General features: G+C 68.8%; 22 protein-coding genes. 14 read left to right on the top strand and 8 right to left on the bottom strand.

Going from position 1 to position 20,510, the window contains the following annotated elements:
• Positions 1–58: 58 nt before the first annotated feature.
• From alr to BV908_RS00350, 3 genes are all read left to right on the top strand, one after another.
• Positions 59–1,156, top strand: coding sequence for an alanine racemase (alr, locus tag BV908_RS00360; protein ID WP_103736852.1), 1,098 nt, complete (start codon positions 59–61; stop codon positions 1,154–1,156).
• A gap of 8 nt (positions 1,157–1,164) precedes the next feature.
• Positions 1,165–1,998 (top strand): hypothetical protein, encoded by an 834-nt coding sequence (locus BV908_RS00355; protein ID WP_103736851.1) that lies wholly within the window; start codon positions 1,165–1,167, stop codon positions 1,996–1,998.
• A 236-nt stretch (positions 1,999–2,234) separates the two neighbouring features.
• Positions 2,235–3,254, top strand: a complete 1,020-nt coding sequence (locus BV908_RS00350) for a cytochrome-c peroxidase (RefSeq protein WP_103736850.1) — start codon at positions 2,235–2,237, stop codon at positions 3,252–3,254.
• A gap of 93 nt (positions 3,255–3,347) precedes the next feature.
• Here BV908_RS00350 and BV908_RS00345 read toward each other — a convergent pair whose 3' ends face one another.
• Both BV908_RS00345 and BV908_RS00340 read right to left on the bottom strand, forming a co-directional pair.
• On the bottom strand, positions 3,348–3,962 hold the full coding sequence (locus BV908_RS00345) for a glutathione S-transferase family protein (protein WP_103736849.1): 615 nt from the start codon (positions 3,960–3,962) through the stop codon (positions 3,348–3,350).
• Between the two features lie 147 nt (positions 3,963–4,109).
• Positions 4,110–4,292, bottom strand: coding sequence for a hypothetical protein (locus BV908_RS00340; protein ID WP_012655300.1), 183 nt, complete (start codon positions 4,290–4,292; stop codon positions 4,110–4,112).
• 109 nt (positions 4,293–4,401) lie between these two features.
• Here BV908_RS00340 and radA point away from each other — a divergent pair, with 109 nt between their 5' ends.
• The 8 genes from radA (at position 4,402) to BV908_RS00300 (ending at position 12,076) form a co-directional block, all read left to right on the top strand.
• The gene (gene radA / locus BV908_RS00335) at positions 4,402–5,784 is read left to right on the top strand and encodes a DNA repair protein RadA (protein WP_011803649.1); all 1,383 of its coding nucleotides are present in this window, start codon (positions 4,402–4,404) and stop codon (positions 5,782–5,784) included.
• A gap of 69 nt (positions 5,785–5,853) precedes the next feature.
• Complete coding sequence (locus BV908_RS00330) at positions 5,854–6,294, top strand: hypothetical protein (protein ID WP_011803650.1); 441 nt, start codon at positions 5,854–5,856, stop codon at positions 6,292–6,294.
• Between the two features lie 46 nt (positions 6,295–6,340).
• Positions 6,341–7,279, top strand: a complete 939-nt coding sequence (locus tag BV908_RS00325) for a branched-chain amino acid transaminase (RefSeq protein ID WP_103736848.1) — start codon at positions 6,341–6,343, stop codon at positions 7,277–7,279.
• A 4-nt stretch (positions 7,280–7,283) separates the two neighbouring features.
• Entirely contained in the window at positions 7,284–7,490 is a 207-nt protein-coding gene (locus BV908_RS00320) for a zinc-finger domain-containing protein (protein ID WP_103736847.1), read from the top strand.
• A gap of 91 nt (positions 7,491–7,581) precedes the next feature.
• Positions 7,582–8,895, top strand: coding sequence for an O-antigen ligase family protein (locus BV908_RS00315; RefSeq protein WP_103736846.1), 1,314 nt, complete (start codon positions 7,582–7,584; stop codon positions 8,893–8,895).
• 30 nt (positions 8,896–8,925) lie between these two features.
• The gene (locus BV908_RS00310) at positions 8,926–10,071 is read left to right on the top strand and encodes a glycosyltransferase family 4 protein (RefSeq protein ID WP_103737044.1); all 1,146 of its coding nucleotides are present in this window, start codon (positions 8,926–8,928) and stop codon (positions 10,069–10,071) included.
• Positions 10,068–11,090: a glycosyltransferase family 2 protein gene (locus BV908_RS00305; protein WP_103736845.1), complete on the top strand. Its 1,023-nt coding sequence runs from the start codon at positions 10,068–10,070 to the stop codon at positions 11,088–11,090. The genes BV908_RS00310 and BV908_RS00305 overlap by 4 nt, the downstream gene beginning before the upstream one ends.
• Positions 11,090–12,076, top strand: coding sequence for a capsular polysaccharide synthesis protein (locus BV908_RS00300; RefSeq protein WP_103736844.1), 987 nt, complete (start codon positions 11,090–11,092; stop codon positions 12,074–12,076). Before BV908_RS00305 ends, BV908_RS00300 begins: the two co-directional genes overlap by 1 nt.
• Before the next feature lie 56 nt (positions 12,077–12,132).
• Here the strand turns inward: BV908_RS00300 and BV908_RS00295 are convergent, their stop codons facing one another.
• Both BV908_RS00295 and BV908_RS00290 read right to left on the bottom strand, forming a co-directional pair.
• Positions 12,133–13,197, bottom strand: a complete 1,065-nt coding sequence (locus BV908_RS00295; RefSeq protein ID WP_103736843.1) for a nitronate monooxygenase — start codon at positions 13,195–13,197, stop codon at positions 12,133–12,135.
• A 4-nt stretch (positions 13,198–13,201) separates the two neighbouring features.
• Positions 13,202–14,104 (bottom strand): LysR family transcriptional regulator, encoded by a 903-nt coding sequence (locus BV908_RS00290; protein WP_103736842.1) that lies wholly within the window; start codon positions 14,102–14,104, stop codon positions 13,202–13,204.
• 79 nt (positions 14,105–14,183) lie between these two features.
• On the opposite strand from BV908_RS00290, the gene BV908_RS00285 reads away from it, so the two are divergent.
• A complete protein-coding gene (locus BV908_RS00285) occupies positions 14,184–15,452 on the top strand; it encodes a YbfB/YjiJ family MFS transporter (RefSeq protein ID WP_103736841.1) in 1,269 nt (422 codons plus the stop codon).
• Positions 15,453–15,459: 7 nt separating this feature from the next.
• On the opposite strand, the gene BV908_RS00280 is transcribed toward BV908_RS00285, so the two are convergent.
• The 4 genes from BV908_RS00280 to BV908_RS00265 all read right to left on the bottom strand — a co-directional run bounded on the left by BV908_RS00280 (position 15,460) and on the right by BV908_RS00265 (position 18,803).
• On the bottom strand, positions 15,460–16,188 hold the full coding sequence (locus tag BV908_RS00280; protein ID WP_103736840.1) for an MOSC domain-containing protein: 729 nt from the start codon (positions 16,186–16,188) through the stop codon (positions 15,460–15,462).
• Positions 16,185–16,748 carry a redoxin domain-containing protein gene (locus BV908_RS00275; RefSeq protein ID WP_103736839.1) on the bottom strand — a complete coding sequence of 188 codons (564 nt, stop codon included), beginning with the start codon at positions 16,746–16,748 and terminating at the stop codon, positions 16,185–16,187. The genes BV908_RS00280 and BV908_RS00275 overlap by 4 nt, the downstream gene beginning before the upstream one ends.
• 83 nt (positions 16,749–16,831) lie before the next feature.
• Positions 16,832–18,058 carry an ATP-binding protein gene (locus BV908_RS00270; protein WP_103736838.1) on the bottom strand — a complete coding sequence of 409 codons (1,227 nt, stop codon included), beginning with the start codon at positions 18,056–18,058 and terminating at the stop codon, positions 16,832–16,834.
• Between the two features lie 28 nt (positions 18,059–18,086).
• Positions 18,087–18,803: a response regulator transcription factor gene (locus tag BV908_RS00265; protein WP_103736837.1), complete on the bottom strand. Its 717-nt coding sequence runs from the start codon at positions 18,801–18,803 to the stop codon at positions 18,087–18,089.
• Between the two features lie 199 nt (positions 18,804–19,002).
• Between BV908_RS00265 and BV908_RS00260 the strand changes: the two genes are divergently transcribed.
• Positions 19,003–19,644: an N-6 DNA methylase gene (locus tag BV908_RS00260; protein ID WP_103736836.1), complete on the top strand. Its 642-nt coding sequence runs from the start codon at positions 19,003–19,005 to the stop codon at positions 19,642–19,644.
• Positions 19,641–20,507, top strand: a complete 867-nt coding sequence (dinD, locus tag BV908_RS00255) for a DNA damage-inducible protein D (RefSeq protein WP_103736835.1) — start codon at positions 19,641–19,643, stop codon at positions 20,505–20,507. The genes BV908_RS00260 and dinD overlap by 4 nt, the downstream gene beginning before the upstream one ends.
• The last annotated feature ends 3 nt before the right edge of the window (positions 20,508–20,510 follow it).

Below are 20,510 nucleotides of genomic sequence, written 5' to 3'. Positions count from 1 at the left end.
CGCGACCCCGCGCGCCCAGTGCCAGAATGGCCCCCGTCCAGTCCGTAGAAACACCCCCATGCCGCGCCCCATTCTTGCGACCATCCACCCCGCAGCCGTGCACCACAACCTGGAGCGCGCGCGCCGTGCCGCGCCCGATGCGCGCGTGTGGGCGGTGGTCAAGGCCAACGCCTACGGCCACGGCATCGAGCGCGTGTTCGAAGGCCTGCGCGCCGCCGACGGTTTCGCTTTGCTGGACCTGGCCGAGGCCGAGCGCGTGCGCGCTCTCGGCTGGCGCGGCCCGATCCTGCTGCTGGAGGGCGTGTTCGAGCCGCGCGACCTGGAGCTGTGTTCGCGCCTGGGTCTGTGGCATGCCGTGCACTGCGATGCGCAGATCGACTGGCTGGCTGCGCACAAGACGCAGGTGCCGCACCGCGTGTTCCTCAAGATGAACTCCGGCATGAACCGCCTGGGCTTCACGCCCGAGCGCTACCGCAGCGCCTGGGCGCGCCTGAACGCGCTGCCCCAGGTGGACGAGATCTCGTGCATGACCCACTTCAGCGACGCCGACGGCTCGCGCGGCATCGCGCACCAGGTGCAGGCGTTCCAGGCCGCCACGCAGGACCTGCCGGGCGAGCGCTGCATCGCCAACAGCGCCGCGCTGCTGCGCCACGGCGGTGATGCGCAGGTGCGGCTGGACTGGGTGCGCGCGGGCATCGTGCTGTACGGCAGCGCGCCCGACCATCCCGAGCGCCGCGCGGCCGACTGGGACCTGCAGCCCACCATGACGCTGGCTTCGCGCATCATCGGCGTGCAGCAGCTGCAGGCGGGCGACACCGTGGGCTACGGCTCGCGCTTCACGGCGCAGGGGCCGCTGGGCATCGGTGTCGTGGCCTGCGGCTATGCCGACGGTTATCCACGCCACTGCGATACCGGCACGCCCGTGCTGGTGAACGGGGTGCGCACGCGCACCATCGGGCGCGTGAGCATGGACATGCTGGCCGTGGACCTCACGCCCGTGCCCGGCGCGGGGCTGGGGGCCGAGGTCACGCTCTGGGGCCGCGCCGCCAACGGCGCCGTGCTGCCCATCGACGAGGTAGCGCAAGCGGGCGGCACCATCGGCTACGAGCTGATGTGCGCGCTGGCACCGCGCGTGCCCGTGGTGGTGCAGGACTGATTCCATCCATGGCCCGGGTGCGCGGCTGCGCGGGCGCCTCGTGGCGCGGCATGCGCCTGCCGCAGCGGCTGCAGGAGGGCCTGCGCCAGCGCCATGCCCTGCGGCTGCACGGCTGGTGCATCGGCAGTCTGATCCTGGGTGTGATGTGGGCGGTGTCCCATGCGCAGATGGCGCTGGGCATGCCGTCGCTGGCGCTGCGCTACCTGGTCACGCTGGGCGTGGGATATGGGGTCTATCTGCTGGTGCTGCGCCTGTGGGCCGCATGGCTGCTGCGCCGGCGCAGCGATGCGGGTGATGCGCCCGACGGGCTGGACCTGCTGCCCGATGCCGGCTGGCCCGCCGGCCCCGGGCCGCAGGGCCCCGCACCACCTTTGCACGGCGGTGGCGGCGACTTTGGCGGGGCGGGCGCGACCGGGCAGTGGGACGCGCCGGCCGCAGATGGCGTCGGCGGCACCGGATGGGGCGGTGATCTGGGCGACGCGGCCTCGGGCGCGCTGGAGGCCGCGGGAAGCGCCGACGAAGCCGCCGTGGTGGTCGTGCCGGTGGTGGCGATCTTCGTGGTGGGCGTGGCGCTGCTGGGGGGGGCGGGTGCGCTGGCGTGGCTGTACTTTGGCAGCGAGGTGCTGCTGGCCGTGGCCGTCGAACTGGCGTTCTCCGTGGCCTCGGCACGGGCGCTGATGGGCGCGGAGCGTGCGGGCTGGTTGGGCGCGGCCTGGCGCCTGACGGGCAAGCCCTTGCTTGGCGCCCTGCTGTGCGCGGTGGCCCTGGGCGCGGCGCTGGACCATTGGCTGCCGCAGGCGCGCTCGCTGCCACACGCGGTGCAACTGCTGCGGGGCCGTTGACCTTGCCTCTGGCGGGCCCTGCGGCCCATGCGGCATGCCTTGGTGATGGCGCTGGGCTGCTGAAAGACCATTTTGCTGAAAATGTTTTTGGCTTTGTTTTGCATCAAGCCATTACTCAGGGTCTTCCCGAAGAATGACTCTTACAGCGAACACCTGCTGTGCGGCCCGCAGGGGCGCCCCGGGTGCTCGGGCGTGCAGCGCTTTGAACGTTCGCTGAACAAGAAGTGGAGTCCCCTATGCAAAGCCAGTCCCCCTCCTCCCGTCCCGCCGCGCGGTTCTTCCTGGGCATCGTCTCGGCCGCGGCCCTGCTGTCCATGGGCAGCGCCGGCGCACAGGAGCCCGTGCAGCCCATCGCGCCCCACAAGGTGACCAACCCCGCCCAGGTCACGCTGGGCAAGAAGCTGTGGTTCGATCCGCGCCTGTCGCGCTCGGGCTTCATCTCGTGCAACTCGTGCCACAACCTGAGCATGGGCGGCTCGGACAACCTCAAGACCTCCATCGGCGACAAATGGCAGAAAGGCCCGATCAACTCGCCCACGGTGTTGAACTCCAGCCTCAACCTGGCCCAGTTCTGGGACGGCCGCGCGAAGGACCTGAAAGAGCAGGCGGGCGGTCCCATCGCCAACCCGGGCGAGATGGCCTTCTCGCATGACCTCGCGGTAGACATGCTGCGCTCCATTCCCCAGTACGTGGCGGAGTTCAAACGGGTCTTCGGGCATGACAAGCTCACCATCGACGAGGTGACGGCCGCCATTGCCGCGTTCGAGGAAACGCTGGTGACTCCCAACGCGCGCTTCGACCAATGGCTCAAGGGCGACAAGAAGGCCATCACGGCGCAGGAACTGCGCGGCTACCAGCTCTTCAAGACCAGCGGCTGCGTGGCCTGCCACAACGGCCCCAACCTGGGCGGCAACTCCTTCCAGAAGATGGGCCTGGTCGAGGCATACAAGACGGACAACCCGGCCGAGGGCCGCTCCGCCGTCACGGGCAACGATGCCGAGCGCTTCAACTTCAAGGTGCCCACACTGCGCAACGTGGAACTGACCTACCCTTACTTCCACGACGGCGCTGCCGACACGCTGGCCGAGGCCGTGGACACCATGGGCCGCATCCAGTTGGGCAAGAAGTTCACCGCGCAGGAGAACGCCGACATCGTGGCCTTCCTCAAGACGCTCACGGGCGATCAGCCGCAGATCGCCCTGCCGATCCTGCCGCCCTCCAGCGATGCGACCAAGCGCCCACAGCCCTTCGACTGATGCGCCGTCACGGATGAAAGCCGGCCCGCTTGCGGGCCTTTACAGGCCGGGGCCTCGCAAGGGGCGCCGGCCTTTTTTGGGGGGGCCTGGGCGTCAGGCCAGGGCGCGCTGCACCGCGGGGCGCTGCGCCATGCGGTGGGAGTGCGCGTGCACCTTGGGAAACTGCGCGATGTCCACGCCGTCGCTCTTGAGCCAGCCCGCAACGGTGAAGAGGTAGCCGTCGGCCACCGAGTACTGCTCGCCCAGCACCCACGGGCCGTCGCCCAGGTTGTGGCGCTCGATCAGCGTGAAGCACTCGGTCATGTTGGCGGGCACCTTGCGCTGCATGGCGGCCTGGGCCTCGGGCTCGTCGGCCCAGCGGCTGGCGCGCGGGCGGTGGGCGTGAGCGATGTGCACGGTGGAGGCCAGGTAGCTGTGGAATTCCTGCATGCGCGCGAAGCCGAAGGGGTCGGCGGGCGCCAGGCGCGCATCCGCGAAGCGCTGCGCCACGTAGGCCAGCAGGGCGGGGGTCTCGGTGAGCGTTCCGTGCTCGGTCACCAGCGCGGGCACGCGGCCCTTGGGATTGACCGCGAGGTACTCGGGCGAGCGCTGCTGCTGGCTGGCGAAGTCCACGCGGACCAGGGTATAGGGTGCTTGCGCTTCCTCCAGCGCAATACGCACGGCCTGTGCGCAGGTACCGGGGGTGAAGTAGAGGGTGAGAGAGGTCATGGACGGCGGGCGTGATCGAGGATGGATGATCGTATCTATAAAAAGAGGAGCGGCTTGCACTCAATCCCAGGTCATTTCGATGCAATAAGTACCTGAATGTGGCTTGTGGCAAGCGCTGGCAGCTCCTTTTTTTGATGCGCCAGGAACTCAGGAGCCCACGCTGGCCGGCTGCGCGCCGGGCAGGGGCGCGGCGGGCGCCGAGGGCTTGGGCACGGCGGGGACCGAGGGCAGGTGCGGCGGATCGGCGGGCTTCTTGTCGCAAGCGGCCAGCGCCAGTGCGCAGGCGGTCAGCAGTGGCGCGGCCAGGGGGCGAAGTGTCGGCAGGGGCATGGCGGGTCCTTCCTGAGTCGGTGTTCGCCCGGCGGGGCGGCACTGCCCGTTAGGATAGGACAGATCCCCCGCGCCGGCCCACCGCCGGCCTACGCTGCGTCCTGCCACCATGGCCAAAGAAAAAACCATCTTCTCCTGCACCGAATGCGGTGGCACCAGTCCGCGCTGGCTGGGCAAATGCCCCTCCTGCGGTGCGTGGAACACCCTGATCGAATCCGTGCCCGACGCCGGACCGGGCAAGAACCGCCTGAGCGGGGCCGGCCAGTACGCGGGCCTGGCCCAGGCGCAGGCGGTGATGCCGCTGGCCGCCATCGAGGCGACCGAGGTGGCGCGCACGGCGAGCGGCATCGAGGAACTGGACCGCGTGCTGGGCGGTGGCGTGGTCGAGGGCGGAGTGGTGCTCATCGGCGGCGATCCGGGCATCGGCAAGTCCACGCTGCTCTTGCAGGCGATGGACGCGCTGCAGCGCGCGGGCCTGCCCACGCTGTACGTGACGGGCGAGGAGAGCGGCGCCCAGGTGGCGTTGCGTTCGCGCCGGCTGGGGCTGGATGCGAGCCAGGTGAACGTGTTGGCCGAGATCCAACTCGAAAAAATCCTCGCCACCGTGGAGGCCACGCAGCCCGCGGTGTGCGTGATCGACTCCATCCAGACCGTCTATTCCGACCAGCTCACCAGCGCCCCGGGCTCGGTGGCCCAGGTGCGCGAGTGCGCGGCCCACCTCACGCGCATGGCCAAGGCCACGGGCATCGCCGTCATCCTGGTGGGCCACGTGACCAAGGAGGGTGCGCTGGCCGGCCCGCGCGTGCTGGAGCACATGGTGGACACGGTGCTGTACTTCGAGGGCGACACGCACAGCAGCTTCCGTCTGGTGCGCGCCATCAAGAACCGCTTTGGCGCCGTGAACGAGATCGGCGTGTTCGCCATGACCGAGAAGGGCCTCAAGGGCGTGGCGAACCCCAGTGCCATTTTCTTGAGCCAGCACAGCGAGCCGGTGCCCGGCAGCTGCGTGCTGGTCACGCTGGAGGGCACACGGCCCATGCTGGTGGAGATCCAGGCGCTGGTGGACGGCGGTGGGCCCAGCCCGCGGCGCCTGTCGGTGGGGCTGGAGCGCGACCGCCTGGCCATGCTGCTGGCCGTGCTGCACCGCCACGCAGGCGTGGCCTGCGCCGACCAGGACGTATTCGTCAATGCCGTAGGGGGCGTGCGCATCAGCGAACCCGCGGCCGACCTGGCCGTGATGCTGGCCATCACCAGCAGCCTGCGCGGCAAGGCGTTGCCCAAGGGCTTCATCGCGTTTGGCGAGGTGGGCCTGGCTGGCGAGGTGCGCCCCGCGCCGCGTGGCCAGGAGCGCCTGAAGGAAGCCGCCAAACTGGGCTTCACGGTGGCCGTGGTGCCCAAAGCCAATGCGCCCAAGAAGCCGATCGCCGGGCTGGAGATCCACGCAGTGGAGCGCGTGGACGAGGCCATGACTGCCGTGCGCGGGCTGGACTGACGCGTCGTGTCGCAGGGGCTACGCAGCTTCCACAGCGGCGCTGGCGGTGCTGCGTAGGACAATGCGGCCATGAATCTGCGCAAGATATTGATCCCAGCGGGCATCGTCGTCCTGGTCATCGCCGCCTACCGCGCCTATGGTCCGCAGGGCATCCTCACCGTGAGCGGAGGGCTGGTCATGTGGGGGCTGCTGCATTACACGCGGCTCATGAACGTGATGCAGAAGGCCCGTAACCACCCCATCGGCTACGTGGGCAGCGCGGTAATGCTCAATGCCAAGCTGAAAGCCGGTGTGAACCTGCTGCACGTGGTCGCCATGACGCGTGCGCTGGGCCAGCAGCTGTCGGCGGACGGCCAGCAGCCCGAGCTCTACCGCTGGACCGACGGCACGCAGTCGCACGTGACCTGCGAGTTCGTCAACGGTCGCCTGGTGCGCTGGGAGTTGGTGCGACCCGCCCCGCAGGAGGACGCCGGCCCGCCTGCCGCCGCCAACCCGGCGGGCCAATCGTAGAATTGCCTGCTTTGCGACCCACGCAGTTCTCTCGAAAAGGATCTCCATGAGCCCCGTTGTTCCCTCCATGGCCGACCGTGACGGCAAGATCTGGATGGATGGCCAGATGGTGGATTGGCGCGACGCCAAGATCCACGTGCTGACCCATTCGCTGCACTACGGCTGCGGCGCCTTCGAAGGCGTGCGCGCCTACAAGACGGAGCAGGGCACGGCCATCTTCCGCCTGGAAGAGCACACCACCCGCCTGTTCAACAGCGCCAAGATCCTGCGCATGACGATCCCCTTCACCAAGGACGAGGTGAATGAGGCACAGAAGGCCGTGGTGCGCGAAAACCAGCTCGAATCCTGCTACCTGCGTCCGCTGACGTGGATCGGCTCGGAAAAACTGGGCGTCTCGCCCAAGGGCAACAAGATTCACCTGATCGTCGCCGCCTGGGCCTGGGGCGCGTACCTGGGCGAGGAAGGGATGCAACGCGGCATCCGCGTCAAGACCAGCAGCTTCACGCGCCACCACGTCAACATCACCATGACGCAGGCCAAGGCGTCGAGCAACTACACCAACTCCATCCTGGCCAACATGGAAGCCACCGACGATGGCTACGACGAAGCCCTGCTGCTGGACAGCGCCGGCTTCGTGTCCGAAGGCTCGGGCGAGAACGTGTTCATCATCAAGGACGGCGTGGTGTACACCCCCGACCTGTCGGCCGGCGCGCTCAACGGCATCACGCGCAACACCGTGTTTCACATCTGCAAGGACCTGGGCCTGGAGCTGGTGCAAAAGCGCATCACGCGCGACGAGGTGTACATTGCCGACGAGGCCTTCTTCAGCGGCACGGCCGCCGAGATCACCCCGATCCGCGAACTGGACCGCGTGCAGATCGGCAGCGGCAGCCGCGGCCCGCTGACCGAGAAGATCCAATCGGCCTTCTTCGACATCGTGAACGGCCGCAATCCCAAGTACGCCCACTGGCTCACCAAGGTCTGAACCCATGTCACAAGCCATCGTTGAACTGCTGGCCAAGGATCTCAACCTCCAGGGCGGCGTGTATTGCCCCAGCCCCAAGGCCGGCATGAAGCTCTGGAACAGCCACCCCAAGGTCTATCTGGACGTGGCGCGTACCGGCGAGGCCAAGTGCCCTTACTGCGGCACCGTCTATCGCCTGAAGGCGGGTGAGACCGTTCGCGCGGGGCATTGATTCGGCCCTGGGCAACTCGCGTACGCCGCTGCTGCGCTGGCAGCGGCTGCGCCTGATTTATCGGTCGGCCCCGGGTTGACACACTGTGCACATGACCCTTGACTCCCTTCTGGGCCCGGCGCCCTGGCCCCGCCGGGTTGCCACCGCGGCGCTGTTTTTGGTGCCCGCGTTGGCGTTGTCGGTGCAGTCTGGCTATTCCTACGGTGCGGCGCTGCTGCTGGTCGGCGCTCTGTGCTCCCTGCACCGCTGGCCGCGCACCGCGCAACACCCCTGGACCTGGGCGCTGGCGGTCGCCACGGCGGGCATGGGTGTGCTTTGGTTCATTCTGGCCAACCCGATGGATGGGTTAGGTGGCTGGGATCGGCCTTCAAAATACTTTTTTGGCCTTGTCTGCCTGCTGTTTGTGAGCCTTGCAGCGCCCAAACCGCGTGCGCAGTACTGGGGGCTGCTGCTTGGCTGCCTGGGTGCCGGCGCCGTGGCGCTGTGGCAGGTGCGTGTGGCGGGGGTGCCGCGTGCGACGGGATTCCCCTCATCGCACACCAGTAGCGCCATACAGTGGGGCAATCTTGCTTTGCTGATGGGCACCATGTTGGCCGCGCAGACCATCGCGCTGCGCGAGCACATCACGCGCGCAACATTGGTACTGGCCTGCTTTGGAGTGCTGTTGGCGTTCAATGCTTCGGTGTTGTCTCAGTCGCGAGGCGGCTGGCTGGCGATCGGGTTGGCTAGTCCTGTGGGCCTGTACCTGCTGTGGCGTTTTTATCGGCCTGAGCTGTGGCGTATGTTGGGCAGTGTTGCTGCCATCCTGGTCTTGTTGGGCGCCGCCAACCATCAGGTACTGGTGGAGCGTTGGCGCATCATGGAAAAAGAGCTGCAGGTCTATGGAGCTCAACGCGAGGCCGACAACTCTGTGGGGCAGCGCCTGGAGCATTGGCGCTTTGCCTGGGAAGTGGGGCAAGAAAAGCCCCTACTCGGCTGGGGAACGCAGGGCTATCTGGCGGAAAAGGAAAAGCGTGTGGCGGCTGGTGAGTATGCGTCTTCCATCCTGGAATACAACGCTCACAACGAGGTGCTGGACATGTTCGTCAAGGCAGGCATTGTTGGTGTGGCCTGGCTGTTACTGTTTTACGCTGTGCCGCTGTGCATGTTCTGGCCAACGCGTGCTCGTCTGGCTGCCTACGCGGATTGCAGGGCCGACGTGCGCGCTCAGATGTTGGCGCTGCGGTTGGGTGGTGTGTGCATTCCACTGCTCTATGCCGGTTTTGGCATCACCGTGGTTTTTCTCGGCCCCAACAGCGGCATCATGTTCTACCTGTTCATGACCATGCTCACCTGGGCGGCCGTGCATGGCATGGACGCGCAATATGCGGGCGACGTGCGTGCGCCGTCTTCTGCGGCGACTTGACCCGTGCCCTTGCCAGCCCGCACCACCGCCGTGTCTGACAATCCCGCAGCCGCGACCGGCTCTGCCCCTGCCACACGCCGGCCCCGCGTGCTGCACTTCGTGACCGGCGGTTTTTCCGGCGCCACGCAAGTAGCTGTTGACTTGGTGCGGGCCCACGCGGCCTCTGGCCGTTGCGATGCTCTGCTGGTGCTGCGCCGTAAACGCCACACGCGCAACGAGCGCGTGCAGGCGCTGCGGGACCAGGGACTGGCCGTGGAAACCGTGGCGGGCTGGGCGCATGTGGCCACCATCTGGCAACTGGTTGCCATCTGCCGACGTTTCAAGCCGGACGTACTGGTGGCCCACGGCTTCAGCGAGCACCTGTGGGGTCGCTATGCCGGTTTGATTGCGCACGTGCCGCGCCTGGTGCATGTGGAACACAACTCCCGCGAGCGCTACACCGCCTGGCGACTGCGCCAGGCCCTGTGGCTGGCGCAGCGCACTGACCTCATCGTGGGTGTTTCCGAGGGCGTGCGCCAGAGCCTGCTGGCGCGCGGCTTTCCGGCCGGCAAGACCGTCGCCATCTCCAACGGCATCGCGCTGGCACCGTATGACCTGGCGCGCCACCCGCCCTGGGCGCAGCGCGTGCCCGGCATCGTCATGGCCGCGCGCTTTGCGCGCCAGAAGGACCATGCCACGCTGCTGCGCGCCGTGGCCCTGCTGCGCGAGCGCGGCCTCACGCCGCCGGTGCGGCTGGCGGGCGGCGGCAAGGCCAGTGCCCAGCGCGCCGCGCGCAGGCTGTGCACCGAGCTGGGCCTGGATGGCCAGGTGGAATTCCTCGGCCATTGCGGCGATGTGCCCGGCCTGCTCATGGGCCACCGCATCTGCGTGCTGGCCACGCACTACGAGGGCATGCCCCTGTCGCTGATCGAGGGCATGGCCGCGGGCTGCGCCGTGGTGGGCAGCCGCGTGGTGGGCGTGCAGGAAGTCATCGCCGACGGCCGCAACGGCCTGCTGGCCGCGCATGCCGACCCTGCCTCCCTGGCCGATGCGCTGCAGCGCCTGTTGACGCGCGACGACGAGGCCCAGCGCCTGGCCCAGGCCGCGCGCCAGGATGCCGAGCGGCTCTACAGCCTGCAGACCATGACGGCGCGCTATGAAGACCTGCTGCTGCAGGGGCTGGAGGCAGCGCGATGAGCGCCACCACCGTGGTCGCCGCCCCCTGGCTCAGCGTTTTGGTGCCGGTCTATAACGCCGAGGCGTATGTAGAAAAATGTTTGACCTCTGTAGTGCTGCAGGCGGATGAGGGCGTGGAGGTGCTGGTACTCGACGATTGCTCGTCCGATGCCTCTTCCGCGGTGCTTCAATCACTGAGTCAACGCTGGCCAGGCCGCCTGCGCCTGATGAGGCATGGGGTCAATCAGGGACAAAGTGCGGCGCGCAACAGCATGATCGCAGAGGCGCGCGGCGAGTACCTGTGGTTTCTCGATGCCGATGACAGGCTCCTGCCCGGTGCCCTGGCCGGGTTGCAATCCATCGTGCGACAACACGCGCCCGATGTGGTGCTGTGCGACTTCTCGGTCTGGCGCCAAAACTCGCGCCTCAAGCACCGGCTGCGCGGCGAGCGGCACCGGCGCACATTTGACGGCCCCCGGCAACGCCTGACGCACGAGCCTTGCACCTTGCTCGCCGGCCTGCTGCTTGCGGGGCAGCTCCATGCCTGGTCCAAGATTTCGCGCCGCGCCTTGTGGGGCGAGGATTTGCGCTTCCCCGTGGGGCGGTGCTTTGAGGATATGGCGGCCTTGCCCTTGATGGCCTTGCGAGCCCGCAGTTTTTTCTATGAGCCGCAGCCTTGGGTGGCTTACCGCCAACACGCAGACAGCGTTTTGGCGACGATGAGCCTGACCAAGGTGCAAGACCAGGTCGTCGCCCTATCGCCCTTGCGCTTGGCCATGCGCGGCACGCCCTGCGAAAACCATGCGGGGGTGCGGTTCGCCATGGCTCATCAATGCGCACGCAGCCTGATCGGTGCCATACGCTTCGTGCAGCAGGCGAAGCTTGCGGAGCCTGACAAGCGTGCCATCACCAGGCAGTTGCACCATGATTTCGATGCGGCCTCCCCCTTGGATGCGCGACAACTGCTGCGTGCCTATGCGCGCCGGGGCTGGTGGCTGCGCGCCGCCAAATTTTTGCGCCTTTATGGAGTGACTGATTGATGACTGCCCCTGTTGCAGCCACGGGCTGGAAGCACCGTGGCGAGCTCTGGCTGGCGCGCGGATTGCGGCGCTGGTACAAGACCTGCCCGCTGTGGCTGGAGGGCGCTGCGGCGCCTGAATTCACGCTGTACGCGACGGGCGCGGCCGATGCGCAACCGACCGCCGCAACCGCCATTCCCCGCATCATCTGGGCCTACTGGAACGGCGCCACGCCGCCGTTGCTGGTGCGGCGCTGCTTCGACAACTGGCGGCGCCTGCACCCGCATTTCGAGATCCGCACGCTGGACGAGCGCTCCGTGCTGCAGTATTTGCCAGCCATCCCGCCCGCGCTCGACGGCGCCTCGCCCGCCAAGCGCGCCGACTGGATACGCCTGGAACTGCTCAGCCGCCACGGCGGCATCTGGCTGGACGCCAGCACCATACTCACCCAGCCGCTCGATTGGGTGCTGGAGCAGCAGGCGCGCACCGGGGCCGACTTCGTGGGCTACTACCTGCAGCAGTTCACCAGCGTGCCTGAGCGCCCGGTGATCGAAAACTGGTTCATGGCGGCGCCGCCGGCCAGCCCCTTCATCGCCGACCTGCAGCGCGAATTCACGCAGGAAGTCGTCCCCCGCACGGGCGAGCAATACATCGATCACCTGCGCGAGCTGGGCCTGTATGCGCAGGCGCTGCAGCGCATCGACGGCCCGGCCTATCTCAGCATGCACATGGCGCTGCAGGTGGTTTTGCTACGCGGCGGCCACTACCGCCTGTGCCTGGAGCGGGCCGAGTCGGGGCCGTTCCTGTACCACGTGCTGGGCCGCTGGAACCGCGCCGCGCTCAAGCTGCGCCTGCTGTTCGCACGCATCGGCGGGCCGCTGCCGCCGCTGATCAAGCTGCGCGGCCCCGACCGCCGCCGCCTGGACGACTACCTGGCGCGTGGCCTGTACCTGCCAGACAGTGTTGCGGGGCGGTGGCTGGATGCAGACCGCGTTAATGCTCGGTAGCTATACTTTTGATAGCTGCCAGCGCTTGTTGTGTAAGCGCCAGAGGCCAAAATGGCTTAAACCTTCAGGCGCTGCAGCGCGGCACGCCATTCCTGCGCCAGCAGCGCCACCAGCTGCTGTGCCGGCAGCGCGCGCGCGGCGGCCACGCCCTGGCCCGCCCACAGCGACAGGTAGTCCGCCCGTCCCTGGCTGGCGGCGGCTTTGCGCAGGGCGCCGGTCAGCGCGTTTTGCACCGGGTAGGCGGGCACGGCGGCCTCGTGCGGTGTCAGCCGCTGCATCAGTGTGTTGACGATGCCGCGCGCGGGTCGGCCCGAGTAGATGCGCGTGACGCGCGTGTCCGTGGCCTGAGCGCGGGCCATGGCGGCGCGCTGCGCGGGCACGATGGCCGACTCGGGGCAGGCCAGGAAGGCCGTGCCCAGCTGCACCGCTTGCGCCCCCAGCGCCTGGGCAGCCGCAATGCCGCGCCCGTCCATGATGCCGCCGGCGGCGATCACCGGGATGGAGAGCGCATCCACGCACTGCGGCACCAGCGCCAGGGTGCCGACCATGCTGGCCTCGAAGTCGCCCAGGAAGGTGCCGCGGTGGCCCCCGGCCTCCATGCCGCTGGCGACGACGGCGTCCGCGCCCACGGCGGCCCAGGCCTGCGCCTCGGCCAGCGTGGTGGCGGTGCCGATCACGCAGCAGCCCGCTTCGTCCTGTAGGCGCCGCACCTGCGCGCGGCTCAGGATGCCGAAGGTGAAGCTGGCCACCGCGGGGCGGGCCTGCAGCAGCGCCTCGAACTGGGCGTCAAAGTCTTCGCACCAACGCGCTGGCGCTTCGGGCGGGGGCAGGCCCAGGTCGGCGTACAGCGGCGTCAGGCGGGCTATGGCCGCCTGCACTGTGGCCGCATCGGGCGTGGGCTGCTCCAGCTCGAATAGGTTCATGCCGAAGGGCTTGGCGGTGGCGGCGCGCACGGCCGCCGCGGCCTCGCGCATGGCCTGGGGCGACCGCATGCCGCAGCCCAGAAAGCCCAGGCCGCCGGCCTGGGAGACGGCGGCGGCCAACTGGGGTGTGTCCGAGCCTGTCATGGGCCCCTGGAAGAGGGGCAGGTCGATCTGCAGCCGTTGCAGCAAGGCATTCATGGGGTCAGCTCCGCAAAGAAGAATTGGGGGCGAGGACAGAGGGGGTGTCCTGGGCGCCGTGCAGCGCTGCTTGCAGCGCGGCCAGCGCGGGCGTGGCGTAGCCCGTGCGGTGCACCAGCACCGTGTCGCAGGGGCCCAGCGGCACCCAGCGCAGCGCTGGCGGTGTGTGCAGCAGATCGACCACCGCCTCAGGCACCACGCCGGCGCAACGGCCCCCGGCCACGCAGGCCAGGATGGCCGGGTAGGACGCGAGCTCCAGCACCTGCGGCGCCTGGCCCGTGGCCTGGCGCATCCAGTCTTCGCCGATGCGGCGGTAGGTGCAGCCGTGCGCAAACGCGGCCAGGGTGTGCACGCGCAGGTCGGCAGGTGTTTCGGCGGGCGGGTGGCTGGCCGGCAGGGCCAGCAGCAGCGATTCCGTCCAGACGGGCGTGCGCTGCACCGGGGCCTCATCGTCCAGGCCCGGCGGCGGCCAGGCCACCAGGGCGCAGTCGAGTTCGTGGGCCAGCACCTGCTCTACGAGTTGGCGTGAGGGCGCGGTGCGCAGCTCCAGCACCAGCGCGGGCCAGCGCGCATGCAGTTGCGCCAGGGGCGCGGGCAGGCGCGCGGCGGCCGTGCTTTCCATGGCGCCGATGCGCAGGTGGCCGGCGGGAGTGCCCGGGTGCAGGGCCTGTCGCGCCTCCTCGGCCAGCGCCAGCAGGCGCTCGGCATAACCTTGCAGCGTGGCGCCCGCGGGCGTGAGCACCATGCGCCGCCCCTCGCGCAGGAACAGGGCGGCGCCCAGTTGCTCCTCCAGCTGCTGCACGCGCGTGGTCACGTTGGACTGGGCGCGGCCCAGCCGCTCGGCCGCCCGCGTCACGCTGCCCTCATGGGCCACCGTGCGAAAAATCTCCAGTGCGACCAGGTCCATGGATACGTTTGTGAGATGATTTGTCAAAAAATCATCTTAAAAAAAGATTGATGGCGATCATACCGCCGGAGACCGCGCCATGGAACCACAAGCCACCCCGTCGATTGCTGCGCCCGCGCCCCGCGGGCCCGCCCTGCACTGGAGCGAGCGGCCCCATGCCGTGGCCCTGGCCGGCATGCTGGCGCTGGCGGTGGCCATGGGCGTGGGGCGGTTCGCGTTCACCCCGCTGCTGCCCATGATGCTGCACGACGGGGTGCTGACCCTCACCGAGGGCAGCTGGCTGGCCACGGCCAATTACGTGGGTTACCTGCTGGGGGCGCTGGCCTGCATGGCACTGCCCTGGGTGGCACCGGGCTTCTATGCGCGCTGGCATCCGGCGCGGCTGGCGCGTGCCGGGCTGGTGGCCACGGTGCTGCTCACGCTGGCGATGGCGCTGCCCGTGGCCGCCGCGTGGCCGGCGCTGCGCTTTGCGGCCGGGGCCGCCAGCGCCTTCGTGCTGCTGAACGTGGCGGCCTGGTGCATGGTGCGCCTGGCGGTGCTGGGCCGCCCGGCCATGGGCGGGCTGATCTTCTGCGGGCCGGGCGTGGGCATCGTGCTCACGGGGCTGGCCGCCAGCGCGATGGTGGCGGCGCAGTGGCGTGCGGTCTCGGGCTGGGTGGTCTTCGGGGTGCTCTCGGTGCTGCTGTGCGTGGGCGTGTGGCCCGTGGTGCGCGGCCGCGCAGTCAAGGCCGACGCCGGTGCCCAGCCCCGCGCGGCCGCGCAGGGGGGAAACGCCGGCACCCTGGCGGCGCGCGGCGTGCACGCCGTGGCGTACGGCCTGGCGGGGCTGGGCTACATCGTGACCGCCACCTTCCTGCCCGTGATTGCGCGTGCCGCGCTGCCCTCCGGTTCACCCTGGCCCGACCTGTTCTGGCCGATGTTCGGCGCGGGCGTGGCCGTGGGCGCGGCGCTCAGCACGCGCGCGCCCAGCGCCTGGGACCGGCGCTGGCTGCTGCTGGCGGCGTATGCGCTGCAGGCGCTGGGCATCGTGCTGGGGCTGGTCTGGCCCACGCCGGCGGGCTTTGCACTCAGCAGCGCGTTGGTGGGCCTGCCGTTCACGGCCATCACCTTCTACGGCCTGCAGGAGGCGCGGCGCCTGTGGCCGCAGTCTGCCGACAGCTTTGCGAGCCTGGTCACGGCCGTCTACGGCCTGGGCCAGATCGCGGGTCCGCCGCTGGTGGCGTGGCTGCTCGCGCACGCCGATGCCGGCCAGGGCTTTGCCCGCGGGCTGGCGCTGGCGGCGGGGGCACTGGTGGCCGGCGCGGCGATGTACGGCTGGTCGGCCTGGCGCTGGCCGCAGCGCGCCTGACAGGCCGTCAGTGCTGCCCCTGCAGGCGCGCGTCCCAGGCCTCGCTCTGTCCGCTGTCCAGGCGCCGCTGGAACAGCCGCTGCCATGACGGCGGCAGCGGCAGAGCGAGGATTTCGCGCAGCGTGGCGGGTGTGCAGTCGCGCCGGTCGATCACCTCCAGCAACCGTGCGATGGGCCACGCGGGCCGCGGCCGCGCGAGGAGCCAGACGGTGTCGCCCGCCTGCACCGTCCCGGGTTGCAGAACGCGCAGATACCAACCCGCGCGCAGGCTGCGTTGCACGCGCAGCGCCATGTCGGGCACCTGGAAGCGGTCGTTCAGCTTCCAGCAGGGCTGGCGGCCCTGGCTGACCTCGAAAACGGCGCTGCCGATGCGCCACTGGTCCGCAATGCACACCTGGGCCTCCTGCACGCCGTCCAGGCTGAAATTCTCGCCAAAGGCACCGGGCTGCGCGAGCAGCGCCTGCGCCGTGGCGTGGCCCGCCAGCTCCTCGCGCCAGGGCGTGTACTGCGGCCATGCATAGCAGTGCACGGCCTTGTCGGGGCCGCCGTGCACGCGCAGGTCGCCCTGCTCGTCACCGTCCAGTCCCTCCGCGCCTACGGCGACGGGGCCGCTGCGTGCCTGCTTGGCAATGGCGCTGCGGCTGCCGGGGCGGGTGTAGGGTTGCGCGCGACCGGTGAGCACGGCGCGCAGCGTGCCCAGGGCCGTGGGTTGGGAAGGCAAGGGGGTCATGTTCATGGGCGGGGCTGATCGGGCAGTGGGCAGCCGCCATCGTCGCAGCCCGTGGCGGGCACGGTCGCCGGGGCGGCTGGCGTGGGTTCCGCCAGCAGCCGGCCCAGCAGCGCGCCCAGCCGCAGATCGTCCAGATGGCCGAAGTGGTGCAGGCGCACGCGGCCCTGCGGGTCCAGCACCACCAGGCTGGGCGTTCCGCTGAGCGACAGGCTCTGCATGGTCCGTGGAATGCTGCGCGGCGCATCGGGCTGGTCCAGGCCGATGGGAAAGCGCAGCCGGTATTCGTGGATGAAGGCCTGCAGCGCCTCTGGCGTGCCCTGCACGGCGTGGTGCTCGAACACCGTGTGCAGGCCGATCACGACGAGTTGATCCGGCGCAAACGCCTCATGCACGCGCCGCGCCTGCGGGATGCCGTGCTCCACGCAGCCAGGGCACAGCATCTGAAAAGCGTGCAGCACCACCACACGCCCGCGCAGGCTGTCCAGCGTGAGCGGCTCGGGGGTGTTGAACCAGTGCGCCACCTGCAGCGGCGGCGCAGGTGCAAAGAAGGGCGCGGCGGCGGTCATGGGCAGGCCTTGCGGAACGGAAAAGCGCCACCCTACAACATGGGCGAATGTGCCTGCTGGGGCAAGGGCGTGTGCGCAGACCTTCAGCGTTTGACCGGCAGGCGCAGCGTGAAGCAGGCGCCTGCCGCGCCATCGGGCCGGTCCTCGCACACCACGCTGCCCCCATGGCGCGCCGCGATGGAGCGCACCAGCGCCAGGCCCAGGCCCACGCCGCCCGAGCGTTCGCTGGCGCCCGGCAGGCGGTAGAAGGGCTCGAAGATGCGTTCGCGCTGCGCGGGCGGCACGCCCGGACCGTGGTCGCACACGCGCAGCACGGCGTCGTGCCCTTCGCGCGTGAGGGTGAGGGTGATCTCGCCCTGGCTGTAGCGCCGCGCGTTCTCCAGCAGGTTGCGCACGGCGCGGCGCAGCAGCTTGGACACGCCCGGCACTTCGACGGGCGCCGTCATGGCGTCTGCACCATCGCCGGAGCCTACGTGCAGTTCGGCGTCCACGCGCACGCATTCCTCCACGGCCAGGCCCACCAAGTCCACGGGCTCGACCGTGCCCACATCGGCGGCGCCGGAATCCAGGCGGCTGGCCAGCAGGATCTCGTCCACCAACTGGTCCAGTTCGGCGATGTTGCGTTCAATCTCGGCGCGGAATGCAGGGGAGGGCGTGCCGCCCTGCATCAGCTCCAGCCCCATGCGGATGCGCGTGAGCGGCGAGCGCAACTCGTGCGAGGCATTCGCCAGCAGCGATTTGTGCGACTGCACCAGTGTCTCGATGCGCGCGGCGGCGGCGTTGAACTGGCGCGCCAGCGCCGCCACCTCGTCGTGGCCCTGCTCGGCCACGCGCACCGACAGATCGCCTTCGCCGAAGCGCTGCACGCTGCGCTGCAGCTGCTCCAGCCGCTGCAGCAGCCGCCGGATGATGGGGAACACCCCCACGGTCACGGCAATGCCCACCAGCGCGAGCATCCACAGAAAGCCGAAGGGCGGGCGGAACCACGCGGCGGGACCGCGCTCGTCGGGGCGCGGGCGGGGCGGGCGCGGGGACAGGTGCATCTCGAACACCTCGCCCGTGGCGCTCTCGATGCGGTAGAGCACGCCTTCGCTGGGGTCGCGCCGCTGGCGCAGGCCCACGCCATCCACCAGCGTGCGGCCCGCGGCATCCGTGATGCGGATCTCGCGCGAGGGCGGCTGCTGCTGGTTCTGCTCGGCCGCCCAGCGCCAGGCCATGCCCACGGCAAACGCGAACACCAGCACGCCCCCGACCACGGCCAGCCAGATGCGCAGGTACAGGCGGCGGGAGAAGGGGCTGATGAGGGACATGCGTGCGGGGCTTTTCAAAAGAGGCAGGTCAGTCCTGCTGCTTGGCGAAGACATAGCCCACGCCGCGCACCGTGAGGATGCGGCGCGGGTTCTTGGCGTCCGCCTCGATGGCGGCGCGGATGCGGCCGATGTGCACGTCGATGGAGCGGTCGAACGCTTCCAGCTCGCGCCCGCGCACGGCCTCCATGATCTGGTCGCGCGTGAGCACGCGACCCGCGCGCTCGGCCATGGTCACCAGCAGGTCGAACTGGTAGGAGGTCAGCTCCGCAGGTTGGCCGTGCACGCTGACGGTGCGTGCGTCGCGGTCGATCTCCAGCGAGCCGAAGCGCAGCACCTGCGTGGCCGGCTGCGCGCCGCTCTCGCGCCGGCGCAGGATGGCGCGGATGCGCGCCAGCAGCTCGCGCGGCTCGAAGGGTTTGGGCAGGTAGTCGTCGGCGCCGATCTCCAGTCCGATCACGCGGTCCATGGGGTCGCCCTTGGCCGTGAGCATCAGCACCGGCACCTGGGCAGCGGCGCCCGGCAGCGCGCGGATGCGCCGGCACACCTCCAGGCCGTCGGTGTCGGGCAGCATCAGGTCCAGGATCACCAGGTCGGGCAGCTGGCCGCCCTCGGGCGCCTGCAGCCGCGCCAGGCCGCTGGCGCCGTCGGCCATGTGCGTGACCTGCAGCCCGGACTGGCCGAGGTACTCGCCCACCATCTGCGCCAGGCGGTGGTCGTCTTCGATCATCAGCAGTTGCGAGCTCATGCGGTGCCTTTCAGTGCTGCCATGTTCACCGCGCGCCATCTACGGCGGTTGAAGCACGGGTAAAGTTGGGTAAACCGGTTTTGATATTGTTTTGATAGCGTCCAGCGCTTATATATCAAGCGCTGGAGGCTTTCTGGCTCTGCTTGCCAGTGCTGTCAGCAGCAGGGGTGGCCGCATATTCTGCGATAACCTTGGCGCCATGAGCCTCGTCAAATCCAAACAACGCGTCGCCGACCACGGCGAAGTCTTCACCCCGCCGTGGATGGTCGAGGCCATGCTCGATCTGGTGAAGGATGAGACCGAGCGCATCGACGCGCGCTTTCTGGAACCCGCCTGCGGCAGCGGCAACTTCATCGTGCAAATCCTGCGGCGCAAGCTCGCTGCGGTGGAGCGCAAATACGGCAAATCTGACTTCGAGCGGCGGCATTACGCCCTGCTGGGGCTGATGTGCATCTATGGCATCGAGTTGCTGGCCGACAACATCGCCGAGTGCCGCGCCAACGTGCTGGAGGTCTTTGCCGACTACCTCCAGCTGGACGAGGCTGATGACCTGTACCGGGCGGCCTTGTATGTACTGTTACAAAACCTGGTGCATGGCGACGCGCTGACCATGCGCGACCACCACGGCCAGGCCATCACCTTTGCCGAATGGGGCTACCTGGGCAAAGGCAAGTACCAGCGGCGCGACTTTAGGTTTGACGCACTCACCGGCGCGTCAAAGTTCAGTGAAGAGGGCTCGCTCTTTGCCGACCTGGGCAAGCACGAAATCTTTACCCCGGTCACCATCCACCCGCCCATGACCGTGGGCGAACTGGCAGCCCTGCCAAAAGACAGCATATGACTGACACCATCGTTCCCCAGCTCACCGCACGCTTTGACGAACTCAGCCAGCGCCTGCCCGATGACGGCATCGAGTTCTGGTTTGCCCGCGACCTGATGGAGCCCCTGGGCTACGCCCGCTGGGAGAACTTCACCACGGCCATCCATCGGGCCATAGAGTCTTGCAAATCAACGGGTTACAAAGAATCTGACCATTTTCGTGGCGTCACGAAAATGGTCACCCTGGGCAGTGGCGCCCAGCGCCCTGTGGAAGACTTCATGCTCACCCGCTATGCCTGCTACCTGATCGCCCAAAACGGCGACCCGCGCAAGCAGGCGATTGCCTTTGCCCAAAGTTACTTTGCGGTGCAAACACGCAAGCAAGAGCTGATTGAAGACCGCATGCGCCTGCAAGCCCGGCTGGAGGCGCGCGACCGCCTGCGCGAATCGGAAAAAGCGCTGTCGCAAAACATCTACGAACGCGGCGTGGACGATGCCGGTTTTGGCCGTATCCGTGCCCAGGGGGATGCGGCGCTGTTTGGCGGCCACACCACGCAGATGATGAAAGAGAAATACGGCATCGTGCAGACGCGCCCGCTGGCTGACTTTTTGCCCACGCTGACCATTGCAGCCAAGAATCTGGCCACCGAAATGACCAACCACAACGTGCAGCAAGCCAACTTGCTGGGCGAGCGCTCCATCACACATGAGCATGTGCAGAACAACCACAGCGTGCGCGCCATGCTGGGTCAGCGTGGGATTGCGCCCGAGCAGTTGCCGGCAGAAGAAGACATCAAGAAGTTGGAACGCCGGGTGAAAGCCGAGGACAAGAAAATCGAAAAGCAATCGGGCAAGCTGCCAGGGCCTGAGGGCCAGAACGTATGAGTA

The organism is Diaphorobacter sp. LR2014-1, assembly GCF_002916785.1.
Lineage (GTDB): Bacteria > Pseudomonadota > Gammaproteobacteria > Burkholderiales > Burkholderiaceae_C > Diaphorobacter > Diaphorobacter nitroreducens.
This window is presented reverse-complemented; position numbering and strand designations above follow the sequence as displayed.